The sequence below is a fragment of the Croceicoccus sediminis genome, from assembly GCF_007570835.1.
GTDB lineage: Bacteria > Pseudomonadota > Alphaproteobacteria > Sphingomonadales > Sphingomonadaceae > Croceicoccus > Croceicoccus sediminis.
On sequence record NZ_SUNC01000001.1, the window covers coordinates 715,188 to 737,450 of the forward strand.

General features: G+C 64.5%; 23 protein-coding genes. 17 read left to right on the top strand and 6 right to left on the bottom strand.

The window, feature by feature from the left end:
• Nucleotides 1-97 precede the first annotated feature (97 nt).
• Entirely contained in the window at nucleotides 98-808 is a 711-nt protein-coding gene (gene radC / locus FAX90_RS03215) for a RadC family protein (RefSeq protein ID WP_144096814.1), read from the top strand.
• The gene (locus tag FAX90_RS03220) at nucleotides 808-1,557 is read left to right on the top strand and encodes an NRDE family protein (protein ID WP_144095468.1); all 750 of its coding nucleotides are present in this window, start codon (nucleotides 808-810) and stop codon (nucleotides 1,555-1,557) included. Before radC ends, FAX90_RS03220 begins: the two co-directional genes overlap by 1 nt.
• Here the strand turns inward: FAX90_RS03220 and FAX90_RS03225 are convergent.
• Nucleotides 1,545-2,441, bottom strand: coding sequence for a DMT family transporter (locus FAX90_RS03225; protein WP_170234847.1), 897 nt, complete (start codon nucleotides 2,439-2,441; stop codon nucleotides 1,545-1,547). The two genes, FAX90_RS03220 and FAX90_RS03225, sit on opposite strands and share 13 nt — an antisense overlap.
• Before the next feature lie 167 nt (nucleotides 2,442-2,608).
• On the opposite strand from FAX90_RS03225, the gene purB reads away from it, so the two are divergent.
• From purB to FAX90_RS03275, 10 genes are all read left to right on the top strand, one after another.
• The gene (purB, locus tag FAX90_RS03230; protein ID WP_144095472.1) at nucleotides 2,609-3,919 is read left to right on the top strand and encodes an adenylosuccinate lyase; all 1,311 of its coding nucleotides are present in this window, start codon (nucleotides 2,609-2,611) and stop codon (nucleotides 3,917-3,919) included.
• Nucleotides 3,920-4,028: 109 nt separating this feature from the next.
• Entirely contained in the window at nucleotides 4,029-4,328 is a 300-nt protein-coding gene (locus FAX90_RS03235; RefSeq protein WP_144095474.1) for a LapA family protein, read from the top strand.
• Nucleotides 4,325-4,999 (top strand): orotidine-5'-phosphate decarboxylase, encoded by a 675-nt coding sequence (gene pyrF / locus FAX90_RS03240; RefSeq protein WP_144095476.1) that lies wholly within the window; start codon nucleotides 4,325-4,327, stop codon nucleotides 4,997-4,999. Before FAX90_RS03235 ends, pyrF begins: the two co-directional genes overlap by 4 nt.
• A 2-nt stretch (nucleotides 5,000-5,001) precedes the next feature.
• Nucleotides 5,002-5,526, top strand: a complete 525-nt coding sequence (locus FAX90_RS03245; protein WP_144095478.1) for a hypothetical protein — start codon at nucleotides 5,002-5,004, stop codon at nucleotides 5,524-5,526.
• Entirely contained in the window at nucleotides 5,523-6,038 is a 516-nt protein-coding gene (locus FAX90_RS03250) for a GNAT family N-acetyltransferase (RefSeq protein ID WP_240704692.1), read from the top strand. Before FAX90_RS03245 ends, FAX90_RS03250 begins: the two co-directional genes overlap by 4 nt.
• A 10-nt stretch (nucleotides 6,039-6,048) precedes the next feature.
• Complete coding sequence (locus FAX90_RS03255) at nucleotides 6,049-6,687, top strand: phosphoribosylanthranilate isomerase (RefSeq protein ID WP_144095482.1); 639 nt, start codon at nucleotides 6,049-6,051, stop codon at nucleotides 6,685-6,687.
• 37 nt (nucleotides 6,688-6,724) lie between these two features.
• Nucleotides 6,725-7,978, top strand: a complete 1,254-nt coding sequence (gene trpB, locus FAX90_RS03260; RefSeq protein WP_144095484.1) for a tryptophan synthase subunit beta — start codon at nucleotides 6,725-6,727, stop codon at nucleotides 7,976-7,978.
• Entirely contained in the window at nucleotides 7,975-8,766 is a 792-nt protein-coding gene (trpA, locus tag FAX90_RS03265) for a tryptophan synthase subunit alpha (RefSeq protein WP_144095486.1), read from the top strand. The genes trpB and trpA overlap by 4 nt, the downstream gene beginning before the upstream one ends.
• A complete protein-coding gene (accD, locus tag FAX90_RS03270) occupies nucleotides 8,763-9,614 on the top strand; it encodes an acetyl-CoA carboxylase, carboxyltransferase subunit beta (protein ID WP_144095488.1) in 852 nt (283 codons plus the stop codon). Before trpA ends, accD begins: the two co-directional genes overlap by 4 nt.
• Before the next feature lie 21 nt (nucleotides 9,615-9,635).
• Nucleotides 9,636-10,952 carry a bifunctional folylpolyglutamate synthase/dihydrofolate synthase gene (locus tag FAX90_RS03275; protein ID WP_144095490.1) on the top strand — a complete coding sequence of 439 codons (1,317 nt, stop codon included), beginning with the start codon at nucleotides 9,636-9,638 and terminating at the stop codon, nucleotides 10,950-10,952.
• On the opposite strand, the gene FAX90_RS03280 is transcribed toward FAX90_RS03275, so the two are convergent.
• Complete coding sequence (locus FAX90_RS03280; protein WP_144095492.1) at nucleotides 10,949-12,688, bottom strand: AmpG family muropeptide MFS transporter; 1,740 nt, start codon at nucleotides 12,686-12,688, stop codon at nucleotides 10,949-10,951. The genes FAX90_RS03275 and FAX90_RS03280 overlap by 4 nt on opposite strands.
• 113 nt (nucleotides 12,689-12,801) lie before the next feature.
• Between FAX90_RS03280 and FAX90_RS03285 the strand changes: the two genes are divergently transcribed.
• Entirely contained in the window at nucleotides 12,802-13,734 is a 933-nt protein-coding gene (locus FAX90_RS03285; protein ID WP_240704693.1) for a pseudouridine synthase, read from the top strand.
• Entirely contained in the window at nucleotides 13,731-14,276 is a 546-nt protein-coding gene (gene rsmD / locus FAX90_RS03290) for a 16S rRNA (guanine(966)-N(2))-methyltransferase RsmD (protein WP_144095496.1), read from the top strand. Before FAX90_RS03285 ends, rsmD begins: the two co-directional genes overlap by 4 nt.
• 5 nt (nucleotides 14,277-14,281) lie before the next feature.
• On the opposite strand, the gene FAX90_RS03295 is transcribed toward rsmD, so the two are convergent.
• Both FAX90_RS03295 and FAX90_RS03300 read right to left on the bottom strand, forming a co-directional pair.
• On the bottom strand, nucleotides 14,282-14,593 hold the full coding sequence (locus FAX90_RS03295) for a hypothetical protein (RefSeq protein ID WP_144095498.1): 312 nt from the start codon (nucleotides 14,591-14,593) through the stop codon (nucleotides 14,282-14,284).
• 181 nt (nucleotides 14,594-14,774) lie between these two features.
• Nucleotides 14,775-15,383 (bottom strand): hypothetical protein, encoded by a 609-nt coding sequence (locus tag FAX90_RS03300; protein ID WP_144095500.1) that lies wholly within the window; start codon nucleotides 15,381-15,383, stop codon nucleotides 14,775-14,777.
• 145 nt (nucleotides 15,384-15,528) lie between these two features.
• On the opposite strand from FAX90_RS03300, the gene FAX90_RS03305 reads away from it, so the two are divergent.
• Nucleotides 15,529-17,814 carry an ATP-dependent helicase gene (locus FAX90_RS03305; protein WP_205700638.1) on the top strand — a complete coding sequence of 762 codons (2,286 nt, stop codon included), beginning with the start codon at nucleotides 15,529-15,531 and terminating at the stop codon, nucleotides 17,812-17,814.
• A 149-nt stretch (nucleotides 17,815-17,963) separates the two neighbouring features.
• Entirely contained in the window at nucleotides 17,964-18,401 is a 438-nt protein-coding gene (locus tag FAX90_RS03310; RefSeq protein ID WP_144095504.1) for an FKBP-type peptidyl-prolyl cis-trans isomerase, read from the top strand.
• 54 nt (nucleotides 18,402-18,455) lie between these two features.
• On the opposite strand, the gene FAX90_RS03315 is transcribed toward FAX90_RS03310, so the two are convergent.
• Together FAX90_RS03315 and FAX90_RS03320 are read right to left on the bottom strand one after the other, a co-directional pair.
• Nucleotides 18,456-19,847, bottom strand: a complete 1,392-nt coding sequence (locus FAX90_RS03315; RefSeq protein ID WP_144095506.1) for a DEAD/DEAH box helicase — start codon at nucleotides 19,845-19,847, stop codon at nucleotides 18,456-18,458.
• A 241-nt stretch (nucleotides 19,848-20,088) separates the two neighbouring features.
• Entirely contained in the window at nucleotides 20,089-20,553 is a 465-nt protein-coding gene (locus tag FAX90_RS03320; RefSeq protein ID WP_144095508.1) for a hypothetical protein, read from the bottom strand.
• Nucleotides 20,554-20,776: 223 nt separating this feature from the next.
• On the opposite strand from FAX90_RS03320, the gene FAX90_RS03325 reads away from it, so the two are divergent.
• Complete coding sequence (locus FAX90_RS03325) at nucleotides 20,777-22,222, top strand: FAD-binding oxidoreductase (protein ID WP_144095510.1); 1,446 nt, start codon at nucleotides 20,777-20,779, stop codon at nucleotides 22,220-22,222.
• Nucleotides 22,223-22,263 lie beyond the last annotated feature (41 nt).

Sequence of the window (22,263 nt, forward strand, 5' to 3'; positions counted from 1 at the left end):
CGCGAGGCAAAGGCAATGGTTCGAAACGCAATTTTACGCACGGGCTATCCCGGCGGGGGAGCAGGTCGCAGTGAACAGCAGGCAGGACGAACTGCCGATGAACGAGGTGCCACCGGCCCCTGCGAAGAAGGCGGACGGGCACGATCCGAAGGGTCACCGTGCACGGCTTCGCGCCCGCTTCATGGATGGCGGGGCCGATGCGCTGGGCGATCACGAGATCGTGGAATACCTGCTGATGACCGCGATTCCGCGCCGCGACGTCAAGCCGCTGGCCCGTTCGCTCATCCAGCGGTTCGGCGGTCTTGCTGGCGTGTTCAATGCCGATCGCAAGTCGCTGGAAACACACCCCGGCATGGGCGAGACGAGCGCGGCGGCGCTGAAGATCGTCGCCATCGCCACCCGCCGTCTTGCCCGCGCGCATGTGCAGGACAAGCCGGTGCTGGGTTCGTGGCAGGCGCTGATCGATTACCTTACCATCGACATGGCGCACCTGACGGTTGAGCGTGTTCGCGTGCTTTACCTTAATGCGCAGAATCGCCTGATCCAGGACGAACACATCGGCGACGGGTCGCTGGACGAGGCGGCGATCCACCCGCGCGAGGTTATCCGCCGGGCGATGGAACTGGGCGCGGCGGCGATGATCCTCGTGCACAATCACCCCAGCGGTAATCCGGAGCCCAGCCGCGCCGACATCCAGATCACGAACCGCATTGCAGAGGCCGGGCGGCTTCTCAATATCACCGTTCATGATCACATCATCGTCGGGCGGTCGGGGCACGTCTCACTCAGGTCCAAGGGCCTGATCTGATGTGCATCGCCGTTGCTGCCTGGCGCTGCGCCCCGGACTGGCCGCTGGTCATCATCGCCAACCGCGACGAATTTCACGAAAGGCCCACGGAAGGTCTGTCTCGCTGGAGCGACGGCAGCGGCATCATTGCCGGGCGCGATCTGCGTTCGGGTGGCACCTGGCTGGGCGTTTCTGAGCAGGGCATCTCAGACCGGCGCGGGCGGCTGGCGCTGATCACCAACTTCCGCGATCCGGTGAACTTTCGCCCCGACGCTCCGTCGCGCGGCGCGCTCGTCACCGACTGGCTGACCGGCGACTGGCACCGGGTCGAGGATCGCTTTGCCGATCTTTCCGCATACAACGGATTCAGCCTCGTCCTGATCGACGGTGCGAGCGGCTGGATCGTAGATAACCGAACCATGGCCGAACCGCGGGCCATGGACAAAGACGATTATTACGGATTGTCGAACGGGGCCTTTGCCGATCCATGGCCCAAAGTGGACAGGCTGACGGGCGACATGCGCCGCTTGATCGACAGTGGGCAGCCCGATGAAAGTGCCTTTTTCGCAATGCTTGCCAAGAGCGGCCCGGCGGCAGAAGCCGACAGCGAGGCCGCGCCTGTCTTCATCCACAATCCGAAGTACGGCACGCGTTGCAGCACCGTCGTCATGATCGGCGCCGACGGCAAAGGTTCGATTGCGGAGCGGCGGTTCGCGCCGGACGGCTCGCTTTCGGGCAGCGAGCGGGTCGACCTCACTTATCGATTCTGAACGCGACCCGGCGCGGCGATCACGATGCCCGCCAGGATGATCGCGATCCCGACGCCGTGATACCATCGTAGCGCCTCTCCCAGCAGCAGCGCGGCGAGCAAGGCGCCGATGATCGGCATCAGCGCGATCGCCTGTCCCCCAATCGCGGATCCCGCCCGCGCGACAGAGGCATTGAACAGGAAATAGGCAATGACCGAGGGGAAGACCGACACATAGGCGATCGCGCCTATCGAGGCCGCAGTCAGTTCAAGGTGACGCCCCGGCAGGATCAGCGCAACCGGCAGCAGGATGAGCGCGCCCCCGGCAAAGAGCACGAACAGGAAGCTCGCCGGTCTGACCTTGGGCGCCAGCCGCAGCAGCACCGTGTAAATCGCCCAGAGCAGGCATGCGGCCAAGACGATCAGGTCTCCTTTGCCCAGCCGCAGGGCGAGAACTGCGTGCACATCGCCTTTGAAAATCGTGAAGGCCGCACCGAAGACCGACAGCAAAATGCCGAAGACCTTTATCCAAGGCTCCCTTTGAGCAAAGAAGATGGCGGCAATCGCCAGGACAAGCCCCGGAACGCTGGCCTGCATCAACAAGGCGTTGGCGGCCGAGGTGTATTGAAGACCTGCGTAGAGCACGGTGTTGAACCCCACGATGCCGGCTACACAAAGCGCCAGGGTCGGCTTCCATGCGGCACGGATCGCGGGAAGGTCCGCTCTAAGGCCCCGCCATGCCAGCGGCGTGACGACGATCGTCGCCCCGATCCAGCGCATGAGCGCCAGCGTGACCGGATCGATCTCTGCCCGCACGGCGCGCCCGACGATGGAGTTGCCCGCCCAGAACGCGATCGTGCATCCCAGCATGACGTAAGTCAGCCAATCGCCGCGCTTGCTGGTCATCTCGTGCATCGTCTCCACAGGGGCAGGCGCGCGCCCTAACAGCGCCCGGCGCGTCTGTCGCCTGTGGAACGCATGGCAAGGCCAGCCCGATGAACCCTTGCCAATTCGGCCCCCTCCCCCTAGCCGCGCGGACGAATGCGCAACTGAACTGCCCGACGGAGTCGAAAATGGTCCCACGTTATGCCCGCCCCGCGATGACCGCGATCTGGGAACCGGAGATGAAATACGCCATCTGGTTCGAGATCGAGGCCCATGCGACCGAAAAGCTGGGCGAACTGGGCGTCGTCCCGGCAAGCGCGGGCAAGGCCCTGTGGGACTGGTGGGCGACGAACCCGAAGATCGACGTCGAAGCGATCGACGCGATCGAGGCCGTGACCAAGCATGACGTCATCGCCTTTCTGACCTGGGTGGCGGAGAACGTGGGCGACGAAGCCCGCTTCATGCATCAGGGCATGACCAGTTCGGACGTGCTGGACACCACGCTTGCCATCCAGCTGGACCGTGCCGCCGCGATCCTGCTTGAGGATCTCGACAAGCTGCTGGCCGCGATCCGCACCCGCGCCGAGGAACACAAGTACACCCCGACGATCGGGCGCAGCCACGGCATCCACGCCGAACCCGTCACGTTCGGCCTGAAGATGGCCGAAGCCTATGCAGAGTTCTCGCGCTGCAAGGAACGTCTGGAATTCGCCCGCAAGGAAATCGCTACTTGCGCGATTTCGGGCGCGGTCGGCACATTCGCCAACATCGACCCCAGCGTCGAGGAATACGTGGCGGAAAAGATGGGCCTCTCGGTCGAGCCCGTCTCCACGCAGGTCATTCCGCGCGACCGCCACGCGATGTTCTTTGCCGTTCTGGGCGTGATCGCTTCGTCGATCGAACGTCTTGCCGTCGAAGTCCGCCACCTGCAGCGCACCGAAGTGCTCGAAGCGGAGGAATACTTCTCGCCCGGTCAGAAGGGTTCGTCGGCCATGCCGCACAAGCGCAACCCGATCCTGACCGAAAACCTCACCGGCCTCGCCCGCGTCGTGCGCGGGGCGACCATTCCGGCGATGGAGAACGTGGCGCTCTGGCACGAACGCGACATCTCGCACTCCTCGGTCGAACGTTTCATCGGTCCCGACGCGACGATCACGCTCGACTTCGCGCTCGCTCGCCTGACTGGCGTGATCGAAAAGCTGCTCGTCTATCCCGAACGGATGCAGAAGAACCTCGACCGCATGGGCGGCCTCGTCCATTCGCAGCGCGTTCTGCTCGCCCTCACGCAGGCAGGCGTCAGCCGCGAGGATGCCTACCGCCTGGTGCAGCGCAACGCGATGAAGGTATGGGAATCGGACGGCGCGCTGTCGCTGCTCGAACTGCTCAAGGCCGACGAGGAAGTGACCGCCGCGCTGAGCCACGAACAGATCGAGGAAAAGTTCGACCTCGATTACCACTTCAAGAACGTCGACACGATCTTCGCCCGCGTCTTCGGCTGATCGATTCGGATAAGTGCGCGGGCGCGGCCGGCTCAGGCTGGCCAAAGCCGCGCATTGGTCCTAGTTTCGGTCCGGACAAACGGGACTGGAGGAAACGGGTTTGCAAATATTGAAGACCATCGTCTGGGCGGTCATCGTCGCGGGTCTTGCGGTATTCGCCTATGCCAACTGGTTCAGGATCGACGTCCTGATCTGGAGCGACGTGGTGCTGAACACGCCGCTGCCGATGATCATCCTGTCGTCGTTCCTGCTGGGTTTCGCGCCGATGTGGATGTTCCACCGCGCCGCACGCTGGCGGTTGAAGCGCCGGATCGCGGCTCTTGAATCCTCGCAACGTTCGCTGATCGCGGCGCGCGAGGAAGAAGAAGCCCGCTTCGTGCCCGAGGAAGAGCGTCCCACCCTGCCATGAGCAATCCGGTTTACATCGCGATCGACGTGCCGCGCCTAGACGGGGCGAAGGCGCTTGCCGAGAAGGTGAAGGGCCACGTCGGCGGCATCAAGCTCGGCCTCGAGTTTTTCTGCGCTCATGGCCATCACGGCGTGCTGGAAATGGCGCAAGTCGGGCTGCCGATCTTCCTCGACCTGAAACTGCACGACATTCCCAACACGGTCGCAGGCGCGATGCAGTCGATCCACGTGCTGGAACCGGCCATCGTCACCGTTCACGCCAGTGGCGGGCGCGCGATGATGGAAGACGCCAAGGCCGCGGCGGGTGAGAACACCAAAGTCGTCGCCGTCACCATGCTGACCAGCCTCGATGAAACCGACATGGCGAAAACCGGCATCGGCGGCAGCGCGCACGATCAGGTCATGCGCCTTGCCGAACTGGCCGAAGCGGCGGGTCTGGACGGGATCGTCTGCTCCGGCCACGAAGTCGGCGCGGTCCACAAACATTGGAAGAACGGCTATTTCGTCGTTCCCGGCCTGCGCCCTGCGGGCAGTACGGTCGGCGACCAGAAACGCGTCGTAACCCCGCGTCAGGCGCGTGACGACGGGGCGAGCGTGCTTGTGATCGGCCGCCCGATCGCAAGGGCCGAAGACCCGCTGGCTGCCGCCCGCGCGATCGAGGCAACGCTCTGATCATGATGGCCGCGTTGCTGGCGCTCGCACTGGCCGGCGCGTACACGGGCACCGGCGCGGTAGTCTCGACACTACCGCCTGAAACCACTGTTCTCGGCGCGCCGGAGGCTGGCTTTGCCCTGCCCGCGTGTTCGCGCACGACGGCAGGCGCAGTCGAAGGCGGCTGGGAACTGGCCGACAGCGATGTCGCCGCGATGGAAAGCGCGCTTGCGCCCGTTCTGCATTCGCTTGCCGGGAAGAACGGCTACACCCCCGGCACCGAAACGCCCGATCCGCTGACTTATGTCGCCAACGATCCGCGCTGGACCCGCGAGGTTTTCGGCATCGTGCGCGGCGGACGGCGCATCGTCTATGGCAACTATCTTCCCGCCAGCGTCACCCCCAACCCCGAATTCATGCCCACCGGCGTATGCGATGGCGGACCGGTGTTCTTTGGCGTCGAATACGATGTCGATGCACAGGCGATCACGCACATCGCCTTCAACGGCGCGCTGGGTGGTCCGTTCTGGCCGGTCTACACGCCGTGAACGCGTCGATCCCGATCGAACCGGCAAAGAAGGAAGACCTCGCCGCCCTCAAGCTGATGATCGAAGGCGCCTATCGCGGCGATCACGCCCGCATGGGCTGGACGCACGAGGCCGACCTTGTCCAGGACGAACGCATTTCGGTCGAGGAAGTGGTCCGCCTGTTCCTCGATCCGAATGTGGCGATCTACGTTGCGCGGTCCAATGCCGACATCGTCGGCTGCGTCACGGTCACCGATGAGGGCGAAGGCGTCGCCTATATCGGCCTTCTCTGCGTCGATCCGCCGTTCCAGTCCTCGGGCGTGGGCGCGCGTCTTCTCACCACCGCCGAACGGCTTTGCGCCGCTTTGGGGGTGGAGAAGATGGAAATGACCGTGATCGAGGATCGCGAACCCCTGATTGCCTGGTACGAACGCGCCGGATACAGGCGTAGCGGCGAACGTCGCCCCTTCCCCGTGCCGCAGGACCCGCCGCTATTTTTCGTGGTGCTGGAAAAGACACCGGCCAGCGACTAACCCCGCCCACATGGCGACTCGTATCAAGATATGCGGCATCCGCGATGCCCGCGCGCTGGACACGGCGATCGAAGCGCATGCCGACTATGCCGGCTTCGTGTTCTTTCCGCCCAGCCCCCGCGCCGTTACCCCGCGCGAGGCCGCCGAACTGGCCGCCCGCGCCGACGGCCGCATCCGCAAGGTCGGTCTTTTCGTGAATGCCACGGACGAGGAACTGGCCGAAGCGGTCGCCGCCGGAAAGCTCGACGCGGTGCAATTGCACGGCCAGGAAACCCCCAACCGCGCCGCCGCGATCCGCTCGCGCTTCGGCCTGCCGGTGTGGAAGGCGCTTTCCATCGCCTCTGCCGCCGACATTTCCCGCGCCAGCGAATATCGCGACGCGGCCGACCTGATCCTGTTCGATGCCAAGACGCCCAAGGGCACGCTTCCGGGCGGCATGGGCGTTCGCTTCGACTGGAGCCTGCTTGCCGGATATCGCGGGCCCGCCGAATGGGGCCTTGCCGGCGGAATCGACGCGGCCAACGTGGCAGAGGCGATCGCCTCTACCGGCGCGCCGCTGGTCGACGTATCATCGGGCGTGGAAAGCGAACCCGGCGTGAAGGATGCGGACAAAATCACCGCATTCTGCCGCGCTGTGCGTGCCGCCTGATCTGGACAGTCATCAACCCATCTGCCAAGCGCGAGCCATGAACGACGCACCTGCCCCCAACTCCTTCCGCAACCAGCCCGACGATCGCGGCCATTTCGGCCAGTTCGGCGGACGCTACGTGTCCGAAACGCTGATGCCGCTCATTCTCGATCTTGAGAAAGAGTACAACAGGGCCAAGACCGACCCCGCCTTCAAGGCCGAGTTCGAGGACCTGCTGGAACACTATGTCGGCCGCCCCAGCCCGCTCTATTATGCAGAGCGGCTGACCGAGGAACTGCGCAAGAACGCGCCCGAGGGCCCCAATGGCGAAAAGATGGGAGCGCAAGTCTGGTTCAAGCGCGACGAGCTGAACCACACCGGCGCGCACAAGATCAACAACTGCATCGGGCAGATCCTGCTCGCCGTGCGCATGGGCAAGACGCGGATCATCGCCGAAACCGGCGCGGGCCAGCACGGCGTGGCGACCGCCACGGTCGCGGCGCGCTTCGGCCTGCCCTGCGTGGTCTACATGGGCGCAAAGGACGTGGAGCGGCAGCAGCCCAACGTGTTCCGCATGCGCCTGCTGGGGGCCGAGGTAAAGCCGGTGAAGGCCGGGGCCGCGACGCTGAAGGACGCGATGAACGAGGCGCTGCGCGACTGGGTCGCGAACGTCCACGACACGTTCTACATCATCGGCACGGCGGCAGGTCCGCATCCTTATCCGGAGCTTGTCCGCGATTTCCAGTCGGTGATCGGCAAGGAAGCGCGCGAACAGCTTTTGCAGCGCACCGGACGCCTGCCCGACCTTCTGGTCGCGGCCATCGGCGGCGGATCGAACGCCATCGGCTTGTTCCACCCGTTTCTCGACGATCCTTCGGTAAAGATGCTTGGCGTGGAAGCGGCGGGCCATGGCCTCGACAAGGACCATGCCGCATCGCTTGCTGGCGGATCGCCCGGCGTGCTGCACGGCAACAAGACTTACCTGCTGCAAGACGAGGACGGCCAGATCATCGAAGGCCACTCGATTTCGGCGGGCCTCGACTATCCCGGCATCGGGCCGGAGCATTCGTGGCTGAAAGAAAGCGGCCGCGTCGAATATACCTCGGCGACCGACAAGGAAGCGCTGGACGCGTTCCAGCTGCTCTGCCGGACAGAGGGCATCATTCCGGCGCTGGAACCCAGCCACGCCATCGCGGCGGTCGTTAAAGTCGCCCGCGAAATGCCGCGTGACGCGATCATCTGCGCGAACCTGTGCGGACGCGGCGACAAGGACATCTTCACTGTGGCCGACGCGCTGGGAGTCGAACTGTGACCCGCCTCGCCAACGCCTTCGGCAAGTCTCACCCCGCCCTCGTCTGCTTTGTCACTGCCGGTGACGGCCCCACCGATGCCGTGCTCGACGCGCTGGTCGAAGGCGGGGCGGACGTGATCGAGCTGGGCATGCCGTTTACCGATCCGATGGCCGACGGCCCCGCGATCCAGCTCGCCAACTTGCGCGCTCTGGGCAAGGGAACGAAGACCGCCGACGTCTTCCGCATCGCGACCGATTTCCGCGCGCGCCACCCCGATGTGCCGCTGGTCCTGATGGGCTATGCCAACCCGATGATCCGGCGCGGCTCGGACTGGTTCGCGGATGAGTGCGCCAAGGCCGGCGTCGACGGCGTCATCTGCGTCGATACTCCGCCCGAGGAAGACGCCGAACTTGGCCCCGCTCTGCGCGGCGCAGGTGTCGCCACGATCCGGCTCGCCACGCCGACCACCGATGCGGCGCGCCTGCCGCAAGTGCTCGAAACCGCGACCGGGTTCCTTTATTACGTGTCGGTCGCCGGGATCACCGGTTTGCAGCAGGCGGCTACCGATTCCATCGAACAGGCCGTTGCCCGCCTCAAGGCCGGGACCGACCTTCCCGTCGCTGTCGGTTTCGGCGTTCGCACCCCCGAACAAGCCGGGGCCATCGCCAAGGTGGCAGACGGTGTCGTCGTCGGATCGGCGCTTGTCGAACTCGTCGGCCAGCACGGTGAGGACGCGCCCGCCAAGGTACGCGAACTGACTGCCGCTCTGGCCCATGCCGTCCATTCTGCGAAGGAGACCGCCGCATGAGCTGGCTCAACCGCGTCCGTCAACGCATCCCTTTCGTCGCCAAGCGCGATACGCCGGACAACCTTTGGCAGAAGTGCCGCAAGTGCCAGGAAATGCTGTTCACCAAGGATTACGAGGAAAACCTCTGGGTCTGCCCGCGCTGTGACGATCATGGCCGCATCGGTGCCGACTGCCGCCTGGGCCAGGTGCTGGACGCCGGATACGAGATCCTGCCCAGCCCGACGGTGAAAGAAGACCCGCTGAAGTTCAAGGACTCCAAGCGTTACACCGATCGTCTGAAGACCGCGCGCAACAATGCGCCGCACCCCGATGCGCTGACCAATGCCGCCGGTTCGATCGAAGGCCGCAAGGCCGTCGTCGGCGTGCAGGATTTCGGATTCATGGGCGGATCGATGGGCATGGCCGTGGGTGAGGCGTTCATCGCCGGTGTCGACCGCGCCGTGACCGAGGGTTGTCCCTATATCATCTTCACCGCTGCTGGCGGCGCGCGCATGCAGGAAGGCATCCTGTCGCTAATGCAGATGCCGCGCACGACGGTCGCGATCCAGCGGCTGAAGGCGGCGGGCCTGCCTTATATCGTCGTCCTGACCGATCCCACCACGGGCGGCGTCACGGCCAGTTATGCCATGCTGGGCGATGTCCAGATCGCCGAGCCCGACGCCCTGATCGGCTTTGCCGGACAGCGCGTCATTCAGGACACGATCCGCGAAAAGCTGCCCGAAGGGTTCCAGCGCGCCGAATACCTGCTGGCGCACGGCATGATCGACATGGTCATCCACCGGAAGGACCTTCGCGATCGGCTTGCCAGCGTGATCGACTACCTGATGGCGGCCAAGCAGGCCGCCTGACCGGCCGATCGGCGCGAAATTATGCGCGACTTTGCCATATCGGATTCGCCCGCCGTCCAGAAACAGCTGGACCGGCTGGCGGCGCTCAGCCTGCCGCAGGGCCGGATCGGGCTTGGCCCCGTGCGCGAACTGCTGTCGCGTCTGGGCGATCCGCATCTCTCCCTGCCGCCGGTGTTCCATATCGCCGGGACCAACGGCAAGGGATCGACCAGCGCGTTCCTGCGCGCGATGCTGGAAGCGGGCGGCCTGCTGGTCCACCAGTTCACCAGCCCCCACCTCGTCCGCTATAACGAACGCATCAGGCTGGCGGGCGACCTCATATCCGACGATGCCCTCGCCGACTCGCTGAAAGAGGTTCTCGACACGGGCGAGGATATCGGCGCCAGCTTTTTCGAGATCACCACCGCCGCCGCATTCCTTGCCTTTGCCCGCAAGCCTGCCGATGCCTGCGTGATCGAGGTCGGACTTGGCGGACGGTTCGATGCCACGAACGTGATCGAACATCCGGCCTGCTGCGCGATCGCATCGCTGGGCATGGATCACGAACGCTTCCTGCTCGCCCCCGAAGACGGCGCGCCGACCCACCCCCTTGCGCGAATCGCGTTCGAGAAGGCAGGCATCATCAAACCCGGCTGCCCCGTGGTGACGCAGGCCTACCCGCCAGAGGTGCAGAGCGAGATCGAACGCGCCGCGATGGTCGCGGGTGCGCCGCTCCACATGCGCGGGGCGGACTGGGACATGACGGCAGCGGACTTCGTCGCCTATCGCGACCGGCATGGCGAACTGACGCTGCCGCTGCCCACGCTGCCCGGCGCGTTTCAGGCGATGAATGCCGCCCTGGCGGTCGCGATGATCCGGCATCAGGACCACGTCTCGGTCACGTCCGAGACGATGGCGCAGGGTATCCGCGCTGCGCGCTGGCCCGCACGGTTGCAATGGCTGGGCGACGGTCCCCTGACCGCCGGCGGTGCGAGAGTACTGCTGGACGGCGGCCACAATCCCGATGCGGCGCGGGTCATCGCGGACTACCTGGCCGGCCTTGGCGAACCCGTGCACGCGGTTGTTGCGATGCTGGAGACCAAGGACGCGAAGGGCTACCTTGAACCGCTATCGCCCCATCTCGCCAGCCTTACGGCCATTCCGGCACCGGAAGGCCACGAAGGCCATACGCCAAAAGCGCTTGCCGCCATCGCGTCGGACCTTGGCATCGCGTCCGGCCACGCCGCTTCACTGGAAGACGCTTTGCAGGCCGTGCCCGCGGGCGCGCCGGTCCTTGTCGGCGGCTCGCTCTATCTCGCAGGCGAAGTGCTGCGCGCCAATGGCGAAGTCCCAGACTAGGGGTTCACCGCGACGACGCCAGCCCTTCGGCCAAGGCGAACCTGGCGCACCCATTCGATGATGCAGGCGACCACGGCGATGAAGCCGAGCAGCGTCGTCAGGATGAAGACAGGGTAATAGCCCTGTTCGTCGATCATCTGCCCCAGCGCCCCGCGCCCCAACGTCCCGACAAGGAAGGTAAGCGAGGACAACAGCGCATATTGCACCGCCGAGTAGCCCTTGGCCGTGATCGATGACAGATATGCCACCAGCGCCGCCCCGGCGAGCCCGCCGGCAAGGTTCTCGCCCGCGATGGCCACCATCAGCTTGGCCAGCCGCAGATCGCCGCCCAGTCCTTCGACCAGGATCGTGAAGCCGGTAAAGTTCGACACCACTTCCATCGTGTGCCCGCCCAGCGCGAGATCGGCGTAAAGCAGGTTCGAAAGCGCCGCCGTCAAGGCGCCGATGAACAGCACGGCCATGCGCCCGATAAAGCTGAACAATGCGCCGCCCAGCGCGATCCCCGCCATCAGCGCGCCGACGCCGAAGAACTTCGACGCAATGGCTACCTCGTCCTTCGTGTACTGCAGCTCGCCGAGGTAGAACGGATAGGCGAAGCTGCCCCAGACCGTATCGGTAAAGCGGTAGGACAGCACGAGCGTCAGGACGATGATGACGGCCCAGCCGAGCCGCCCGACGAATTCCGCCAGCGGCAGGATCAGCGCGCGGTATCCCTGATCGACAAACCCGTCGAGCGCGCCCTTCTTTTCCGCCGCGACCGTCAGGACATGCCGCCCCTTGCGGCGCCAGTTTTCCAGCACGGCAGCGATGATGACCGGGACGACGACCGTGGCGATGACGATAATCGGCCCCATGTTCTGGATGAACTGGACCGAATCGGGCCGCGAGTCGGGATCGCTGGACAGCGACTGCACCATGAAGACGCCCACGGTGATCAGTGCCCAGGCCCAAAGCACGCCCACGATGGCAAGCGCGATGCCGCGCACCTTAGGGGCAAGCTGCCCCGGATGGCGCAGTTCGCGCAGCGCGTCGTCATCGGCGGTCAGCGATGCGCTGGTCCGCGCAGGTTCGGGCGCAAAGATCGCGGCAAAGGCGATCACGCCCATCAGCACGCCCAGAAGCGCATAGACCGTGGGCCAGCCGGTCCGTTCGGCCAGGAACAGCGCCAGCGCCCCGCCGACGAGAACCGCGGTGCGCCAGCCGAGCTGATAGACGGTGGAAAGCATGTCGATCGTCGCGACCTCGTCGGCGACGTCAACGCGCCATGCGTCCATCACCACGTCCTGAGTCGCGCTGGCAAATGCGCCGATGCCAGCCAGAAGCGACAGCACGCCGATCGCGCCTGCGGGGTCGAGCTGCGATACGATGACGAGAATCACGGCCAGCGCGAACTGCGCAGTGACGATCCACTGCTTGCGGTGACCCAGCTTCTTGATCACCGGCAAGTCGATCCGGTCGAGCAGCGGGGACCACAGGAACTTGAACGCGAAGGCAAGACCGATGAGCGAGAAGACGCCCATCGTTTCAAGGTCGACCTGCGCATCGCTCATCCAGGCATAGAGCGTGGAGAGCAGCAACGTGTAGGGCAGGCCCGAGGCAAACCCGAACAGGAGCATATAGGCGGTCTTGCGATTGCCCAGCGCCGAAAGCAGCTTACGCCAGCCCGGCACTTTCTCGTGCGGTCCGGGCGAGGCCTCGTCCGGGTTGCTGGCAGTTTCGTTGATCGTGCTCGTCATGCATGCTCCAGGCTTCGTTGGGGCGGAGACTAGGCGCTTGTCAGGCACATGCAATCGCACCTTGCCCCTATCCCCGACTTGTATGATTTCACCCGATGGCGCATGGCGCTCGCGTGAACAGGCCGAAGAATCCGAACGACAGGCGCCACGGGGCGCGCAGTGGTCCGCCGCGCAAGGGTGGCGGGCCGAGAGGCGTGCCCGGCAAGGGCGGCGCGAATAACGCAGGCGGCAGGCGCGGTCCCGGTGGCCGCAAGCCGCAGGGACGCGACACCCAGATCCCCGATCCCAACCTGCCCAAGCGCGACGGCGACCGTATCGCCAAGCTGCTGGCACGCGCAGGCATCGCCAGCCGCCGCGAGGTGGAGCGCATGATCGAGGACGGCCGCGTCGCAATCGACGGCGAGGTTGTGACCACGCCTGCGACCGTGCTGACTTCGCTAAAAGGCGTGACGGTCGACGGCAATCCCGTCGGAGCGCCCGAACGCACGCGGCTGTTCCTGTTCAACAAGCCCGCGGGCCTTTTGACGGCGGAGCGTGACCCCAAGGGCCGCGCGACGATCTATACCGCGCTGCGCAATGCCCTGCCCGCCGATACGCCGCGCCTGATGCCGATCGGTCGCCTCGACTACAATACCGAGGGGCTGCTCCTGCTGACCAACGATGGCGAGTTCAAGCGCGCGCTCGAACTGCCGTCGTCGGGGATTCCCCGCACTTATCGCGCCAAGGCCATGGGCAAGGTCGGGCAGAACGACCTTGAGGCCCTGTTCGAAGGGGTGACGGTCGACGGTGTGCACTACGGCCAGATCGAGGCGAACCTGGAACGCCGCAGCGGCCTGCAGAACTGGATCGAGCTGACCCTGACCGAGGGCAAGAACCGCGAGGTTCGCAACGTTCTCGAACACCTCGGCCTGCAGGTTTCTCGCCTGCTGCGCATTGCTTACGGTCCCTATGATCTGGGCGACCTTCCACGCGGCGCGGCGGTTGAGGTCAAACAGGGCGAAGTGGAACGTTTCCGCAAGGCGCTTTCGCGGGAGCGGGCGAAGTGAGGATCATCGCCGGGGACTGGCGCGGGCGAAAGCTTGTCACGCCGCAGGGCGATACGACACGGCCCACTGCGGACCGCACGCGCGAGACGCTGTTTTCGATGCTGGTCAGCCGGTTGGGTTCGTTCGAAGGGCTTTTCGTTGCCGACCTTTTTGCAGGCTCCGGCGCGCTGGGCCTTGAAGCGCTTTCGCGTGGTGCTGCCCGCGCGTTGTTCGTCGAACAGGACGCATCGGCGGTAAAGGCGCTTCGCGCCAATATCGCGACCTTCGACGCCAAGGACCGCAGCGACGTGCGCGCCGCATCGGTTATGGGCCTCGGCCCTGCAAAGGACCAGCCGGACCTGATTTTCATGGACCCGCCCTATGACACCGGGGCAGGATCGGTCGCGCTCGACAAGTTGAGCCGCCTGGGCTGGATCGCCCCTTCGACGTGGATCAGCATAGAGACTTCGCGCGGCGAAACGGTCGAGGTCAAAGGCTTCGAAATCGACGCCATGCGCGATTCCGGCAAGGCGCGGCTTCACTTGCTGCGCCCTGCCGGATAGCGAAATCACTCGGCTGCAGATTCGGCCTTTTTCATCCGTTCGGCAGGCGTCAGCTCGCTGGCGGGCGCGCCCGGCCAATGATCGAGCGGGACGTTGCCGAAATTAAGACCCGCCGCGCGCGGGTTGATGCAGCCGTCCTGCATCTCGGGCGTGCAAACGGCATAGACAGTCTCGCCCACCTTTACCTTGGTCGCCTTGCCCTTGGCGTTGCGTTCGACGACTTCGGCCTTCATCTCTTCGTGATGTTCGGCAAGTGCCGGTGCGGCTGCGGCCACCAAAACGCCGGCGGCCAGCGCGGGTACGATGATCTTTTTCATGTATCGGGCTCCCCTTTTTCCCAAAGAGCAGACCCGAATAGGCCCCATCCTTGCCGAACATGCAACCGCCAAGGTCGGACGCGGTAGTCGTGCACACGCAAACGGGGCGGTGGCGCCTAGGCACGCACCGCCCCATCCCCGCCGCAGGATCGCGAACCGCGGCGTAGCTTGTTTCGTCAGCTTACATCGAGCTGGCGGGCTTGCCCGGCCAGTAATCGAGCGGGACATTGCCGTAGTTCTTGCCGGCCGCACGCGGCTGGATACAGCTGTCCTGAATGTCGCCGCCACAGATCGGATATTCACCGGTACGCGGCGCCGGTGCGCTTTCTACCGTCGTCTTCGACGCCATCACCATCTCCGGCTTTTCCGAAGCGGCGATCTGGGCGTTGATCGAATCCCATGCCGCCATCTGCTGTTCCGGCGTCATGGCGAGAATCTTGCCGCGCTGTTCCGGCGTCAGGGCCCACCATGCTTCCTGCTGGCTGGGCTCAAGCTCCCAGTAATAGGACTGGTAATCGTTCGGCCATGCCCAGTATGCGGTGCGATAATCCGCGGGCCAGCCCCAGTAGCTCACCTGGTAATCTTCGGGCCAGCCAAGGTACACGGTCTGATATTCCGCAGGCCATGCATCGTATTCGGCCTTCTGCGCTGCGTCCAACGCGTCATAGCCGCGCTTGTCCTGAATGCTGTTGGTACCGCCGACAGCGTCCTGCGCGGTTGCGATAGTCGGGGCGGCGATGGTTGCGGCGCCAAGCATCAGGGCAGCGCCAGCTTTCAGAAAGGCCTTCATTCTAAGACTCCTGTAATTCGATTGCTTTTGCCCGACTCTACGCGGCAAACGGCATTTCGGTTCCGAACCGGCGGCCTTGCGCGCGCGCGGTGCGTTCCCTAGATGTTCACAAGTGAGCGATACAGAATCCCCCCTCCCCGCAGCGCTGGCCGAAAATGCCGCCAACCCGCAGGAACCTTGGCTTTCGGGCCTGAATCCGCCGCAGCGTGAGGCCGTCCTGACGACCGAAGGACCGGTCCTGATGTTGGCCGGGGCGGGAACGGGCAAGACCGCGGCGCTCACCGCAAGGCTGGCACATCTCGTCGCAACGCGCCGGGCATGGCCCAGCGAAATCCTGTGCGTCACTTTCACCAACAGGGCCGCACGCGAAATGCGCGAACGCGTTGGCCGCATGGTCGGCCCGGCGGTCGAGGGAATGCCCTGGCTTGGCACCTTTCACGCGGTCGCGGCCAAGATGCTGCGCCGCCATGCCGAACTGGTCGGCCTTCAATCGAATTATACGATCATCGACACCGACGATCAGCTTCGCTTGCTCAAACAGCTGATTCAGGCCGAAAACCTCGATGAAAAACGCTGGCCCGCGCGGCAACTTGCCGGATTGATCGACCGGTGGAAGAACCGCGGGCTGAACCCCGACGATCTCGATGCGGCGGAGAACGAGGCCTATGCCAATGGCAAAGGCACGCATTTTTACCGGCTTTACCAGAACCGCCTGAAGGCCCTGAACGCCTGCGATTTTGGCGATCTGCTGCTGCACATGCTGAACATCTTCCGGCGTGAAAAGGACGTGCTCGAATCCTACCGTCAGCGGTTCAAGTATATCATGGTGGACGAGTATCAGGATACGAACTCGGTCCAGTACCTGTGGCTGCGCCTTCTTGCCCAACCGCGTCACAACATCTGTGTTGTTGGCGACGATGATCAGTCGATCTATTCATGGCGCGGCGCAGAAGTTGCCAATATCCTGCGGTTTGAAAAGGATTTTCCCGGCGCGAAAGTCATCCGGCTGGAACAGAACTATCGCTCTACGCCCGAGATCCTTGCCGCGGCATCGGGCCTGATCGATGCCAATAGCGAACGTCTGGGCAAGACACTCTGGACCGAGATCGAGCCGGGCGAAAAAGTCCGCGTGATCGGCGTCTGGGACGGACCGGAAGAAGCGCGGCGCATCGGCGACGAGGCGGAAAACCTGACCCGCCGGGGCATCCCTCTCAGCCACGCGGCGATCCTTGTCCGCGCACAGTTTCAGACGCGCGAGTTCGAGGACCGGTTCATCCAGATCGGCCTGCCCTACAAGATCATCGGCGGCTTTCGCTTTTACGAACGCGCCGAAATTCGCGACGCGCTGGCCTATTTGCGTGTCATCGCCCAGCCTGCCGACGACCTCGCGTTCGAGCGGATCTACAACACGCCGAAACGCGGGCTTGGCCAGAAGGCGTTGGAAAAACTGCACGTCCACGCGCGGTCGCAGAACATCCCGCTGGCCGCAGCCGCGATCGACATCTGCGACACCGACGAACTTCTCGCCCGCGCACGCAACACGTTGCTGTCGTTGATGAAGGATTTCAAACGCTGGCGCGAAGAAGCCCAGACGCTGAGCCCGGCCGAACTGGCGCGCATGGTGCTGGACGAAAGCGGCTATACCGCGATGCTCCAGGCCGAAAAAAGCGCCGAGGCAGCTGGTCGGCTGGAAAACCTTTCCGAGCTGGCCCGCGCGATGGAGGATTACGAAACGCTGGGCGGGTTCCTCGAACACGTCAGCCTCGTCATGGACAACGAAGCCGCCGATGCCGAGGCGACGATCACGATCATGACCATGCACGCGGCCAAGGGCCTGGAATTCGATCACGTCTTCCTGCCCGGCTGGGAAGAAGGCGTGTTCCCCTCGCAACGCGCGATCGACGAAGGGGGGCTTCGCAGCCTGGAGGAAGAGCGCCGCCTTGCCTATGTCGCGATCACGCGCGCTCGCAAGGAATGTACGATCCTCCACGCGGCGAACCGGCGCATCTACGGCCAGTGGTCGAGCGCGATCCCATCACGCTTTGTCGAGGAATTGCCCGACAGCATGGTCGAGATGGAAACGACGATGACCGGCGGTGCATCGATGTGGCGCGCGCAGTGGTCGGAACATTCCGATCCCTTCGCCCACGTCGCCAAGGCACAACCCGCCCGTACGATGACGCGCGGGCCGGGCTGGAAACGCGCCGCGAATGCCGATTTTGACACCGTACCCAAGCGTATCCCAGAGGCACGGCGCAGCGCCGCCAGCTTTGCCGCCAAGGCCCGCAGCGACATCGCCATCGGCGACCGCGTATTCCACGAAAAGTTCGGATATGGCGAGGTCAAGGGACAGGAAGGCAACAAGCTGGAAATCGATTTCGAAAGCGGATCGACCAAACGCGTGATCGACAGCTTCGTCCGACCGGCCTGACCCACTGTTGTGGACGCGGGCAATTATGGCCCGGTGCCGATTTGACATCGCGGTCCACGCTTGCAACCTTTGGGACAAATTCGGCGCCACTACGGGTGCCGGTCCAGACGGCGCGTCGTGCGCCGAACATTTCAATCCAGGGAAACATCATGACGACTGCAAAAAGCGGTGACACCGTGCTCATCACTTATACCGTGCGCACGAACGACGGGAACGTCGTCGGCAGCACCGAGGCCGAGGGCCCCCAGACACTAACCATCGGGGCGGATCAGATCTTTCCGCAGATCGAAGCTGCGCTGACCGGCATGGAAGTGGGCGGGGAAACGTCGGTGAAGATCGACGCCGACGACGCCTTCGGCCCGCACCGCGAGGAAATGGTCGTGGAAATTCCGCGAGCCAACCTGCCGGCCGAACCCGAACCGCAGCCGGGCATGTCGCTGGCCGCACAGCAGCAGGACGGGCAGACCGTGAACCTCGTGATCACGCAAGTCGGCCCCGAAAGCGTGACGGCCGACGGCAATCACCCACTGGCCGGTCAGGACCTGACGTTCGACCTGACGCTGGCAGAAATCAAGGAAGCCGCCTGATCGCGGTAATAGCTATGGCGGCGGGGTTTTGCACCCTGCCGCCGATAGCGGAGATTAAAGGGCGCTGACGCCCAGGAACTCGGGCACCGGCCCGTTCCAAACGCCGGGTTCGCTCGGCTCCACCGTTTCGTCGCGGCGCTGACGCGGCTGACGTTCCGGCTTCTTCTCGGCCCGTTCCGGCTTCTTATCGGCACGTTCGCGGCGCGGCTTGCGTTCCGGCTTCGGACGCTCTTCCCGCTCTTCGTCGTCATCGCGGCGGCTGCGCGAGCGTCGAGCCGGCTTTTCTTCCGGCTGCTGTTCGCTTTCCGGATAGCCGTTCTGTTCAAAGTGCGCCTTGAAGTCGAATTCGGGAAGCTTTGCGCCCGTCAGCTTCTCGACATTATCCAGCGCCTCGGCATCGTCCGGCGCGATCAGCGTGAACGAGCGGCCCTTCGCGCCTGCACGACCCGTCCGGCCCACGCGGTGCACGTAATCGTCGGGATGCCACGGGCAGTCGAAGTTCACGACATGGCTCACGCCCTTGATGTCGAGCCCGCGGGCGGCGACGTCGCTGGCGGCAAGAATGTTGATCTTGCCTTCCTTGAACAGGGCGAGCTCTGCCAGACGTGCAGGCTGATCCATGTCGCCGTGAATTTCGCCGGTCTTGAAACCGTGACGCTGCAGGCTCTTGTTGAGCTCTCGCACGGTCGTCTTGCGGTTGGCGAAAATGATCGCGGTGTTGACGTTGTCGTTCTCGAGAATCCAGCGCAGCGCCTCGCGCTTCTTGCGCGCGGGCACACTCATCTTGAACTGCTCGATATTCACATTCGTGGATGCGGCGCGCGAAACCTCGATGTTTTTCGGGTTCGTCAGGAAGCGGTCAGACAACTTCTTGATCGGCGGCGGCATCGTTGCCGAAAACAGCAGCGTCTGACGCTGGCTGGGTAGCTTTTCGCAGATCGTCTCGATGTCGGGGATGAAACCCATGTCGAGCATGCGGTCCGCTTCGTCGATGACCAGAAGGTCGCAGCCCGTCAGCAGGATCTTCCCGCGTTCGAACAGGTCCATCAGGCGGCCCGGCGTGGCGATCAGGACGTCGACGCCTTCGTCCAAAGCCTTGACCTGGTCTGCCATCTGCACGCCGCCGATAAGCAGCGCCATCTTGAGATCGTGGTTGGTGCCGTACTTCTCGAAATTTTCGGCGACCTGTGCGGCCAGTTCGCGGGTCGGTTCAAGGATGAGCGAACGCGGCATGCGCGCACGGCGGCGGCCGTGGGCGAGAATGTCGATCATAGGGAGCACGAAGCTGGCGGTCTTGCCGGTGCCGGTCTGCGCGATCCCGATCAGGTCACGCATCATCAGCACGCTGGGGATCGCTTGCGCCTGGATCGGCGTCGGTTCGTCATAGCCGGCCGCTTCGACCGACTGCAGCAGTTCTGGAGAAAGGCCGAGATCGGCAAACTTCATGCAATCATCCTGTACGGGGCTTCGACAAGCCGTAAACGCCCCTTCAAATCTGGTGGTATTCTAACGGAAATTACGCGAGCGATCCGTTTGTCCGAAACCGCGCGGCAAGGCCGGTGCAGTGGCGGGCCGGGACCGACCGGTATCTGGTTGCGAACCGCAAGGGTGCCAACCAAGGGGCCGCTAAGCCGAGAACGCGGGAAAAGTCAAGGTTTACGCAGGAAAAACGCCGCTTCGGGATTGGTCAGTCGTCTTCGCCGGGCTGGACCTCGTGGAACTTGCCCAGCATGCAGTCCGCCCCGGATCGGGCGTGAAGCGCTTCTCGCCCGGCGCAAAGCTGGCCGTCTTCGGGTCGTTCGACATAAAAGCCGGAGTAGAAGCTGCTGACCTGGCATGAGCGGTCGAGGCTGGTGCCGACGATGCGCCTGTCGCGCATGTAGAGCAGCAGTTGCCGCCCCTGCCCCAGCCGGACACCCGCGATGTCCTTGATCGGAATGCAGCGCTCCATCGCCTCTGCCGCCGGGCGGCGGGGTGGCTCGACCATCGCGCTGGCAGCGGGCGGCGGGGTCATGCGGCTGAGCGGTGTGATGCGGATGATGACGCGCTGGCGGACCTGTGTTTCCACTTGCCGCTGCACCATCTCAAAGGGGATGTCCGCCTGTTCGGGAAGGTCGACATTGGCACTCGAGCTCGCGAATGCGAGCGGCACAAGCCAGTAAGCTCCCAAAGATGAAGCCAGGCCCAGTCCCAATGCGCGTGCTCCTACCCTGATGCGGCCGAAGGTCTGCGTAGGGGAATGTTCCCCACCCTCGCAAGTCCGCGTGATGTCCCGCCCCCGGTATTGCGCGCGCGAGATTGAATAAGTGGTGAACCGTCGAAAAACGGGCCTGCCGGGCGCAGACAAATGCCCCGCGCTATGGCACAGGAACGTCATGACCGAACACAGCACGATAGAGCGCGCGAACTCGCAGGACGATTTCCTGGAAGAAGCCGGACGCATCCTCGGGAAAAAGGGCCTCGTAACCGATGCCGATGACATCGAACCCTGGCTGACCGACTGGCGCGGGCGCTACACCGGCGCCGCGCGCGCATTGGCGCAACCTGCCGATACGAAAGAACTTTCCGAGATACTGGCGCTGTGCTCGCGCCTCGGCGTCCCTGTCGTTGCGCAAGGCGGCAATAGCGGCATGGTCGGCGGGGCAACGCCCGACGGCACGGGCACCGCGCTGCTGCTTTCGACGCGGCGGATGAACGCCATTCAAGTCGACGCGGACACGATGACTGCGACTTGCGGTGCAGGCGCCGTGCTGCAGACCCTGCACGAGGCGGCAGAGGCGCAGGACATGCGGTTCCCGCTGTCGCTGGGCGGCAAGGGCTCTGCGACCGTTGGGGGGCTCGTATCGACGAATGCGGGCGGGACGCAAGTGCTGCGCCACGGCGTCATGCGTGCGCTGGTCGCAGGGCTGGAAGTCGTGCTGGCCAGCGGCGACGTGCTCGACCTCACTTCGCACCTCAAAAAAGACAATCGCGGTTTCGACCTCAAGCAGATGTTCATCGGCTCCGAAGGAACGCTGGGTGTCGTCTCCCGCGTGGTCGTGCAGCTTTCGCCCGCCGTTGCCGACCGGCGCGTGGTCATCGCCGGGATCGCATCGGCGCAGGACGCCCGCCGCCTGATGCAGCATTGCCAGTCCGCCATGGCCGATGCCCTCGAAGGGTTCGAGATCATGCCGCAATCCTGCCTCGACGCGGTGCTGGACTATCTGCCCGACGCGCAGGCCCCGCTGGAAGGGCGGCACCCGTGGTATGCGCTGATGGAGTTCGTCGCCGACAAGGAAGGCGCGGATACGCTGGGCGATCAGGTCGAGAAAGTCCTGATGGACGCTTTCGAGGCCGAGCTCGTCTCCGACGCGGTGATTGCCGCGAACGAGACGCAGGCCGAGGCGTTCTGGCAGCTGCGCGAGACGATCTCTCCAGCAGAGCGTGCCAAGGGCCCGGCGATGCAGCACGACATCTCCGTCCCGGTGTCGAAAATGCCCGAATTCATCGACGCGATCACCGAACTGGTCCACGCCGAACATCCCGACCACGAAGTCGCTGCTTTCGGCCACCTGGGTGACGGCAACGTACACCTTCACGTCATCGCCCCGCCCGGATCGGACACCCGAACGTGGGAGCGCGAAAAGGGCAAGGCGATCAGCGCGCAGGTCTATCGCGCGGTCACCGACTGGGGCGGCTCGATCTCCGCCGAACACGGCATTGGTCAGGACAAGCTGCAGGTCCTTCGCGACACCTACGACCCGGTCGCCCTGTCGGTGATGCGCAAGGTCAAGGCAGCGCTCGACCCGGATGGATTGCTCAATCCCGGCAAGCTGGTGTGATCCACGCACCGTCACGCCGCATTTCGCCCCGCCTCCGCCTT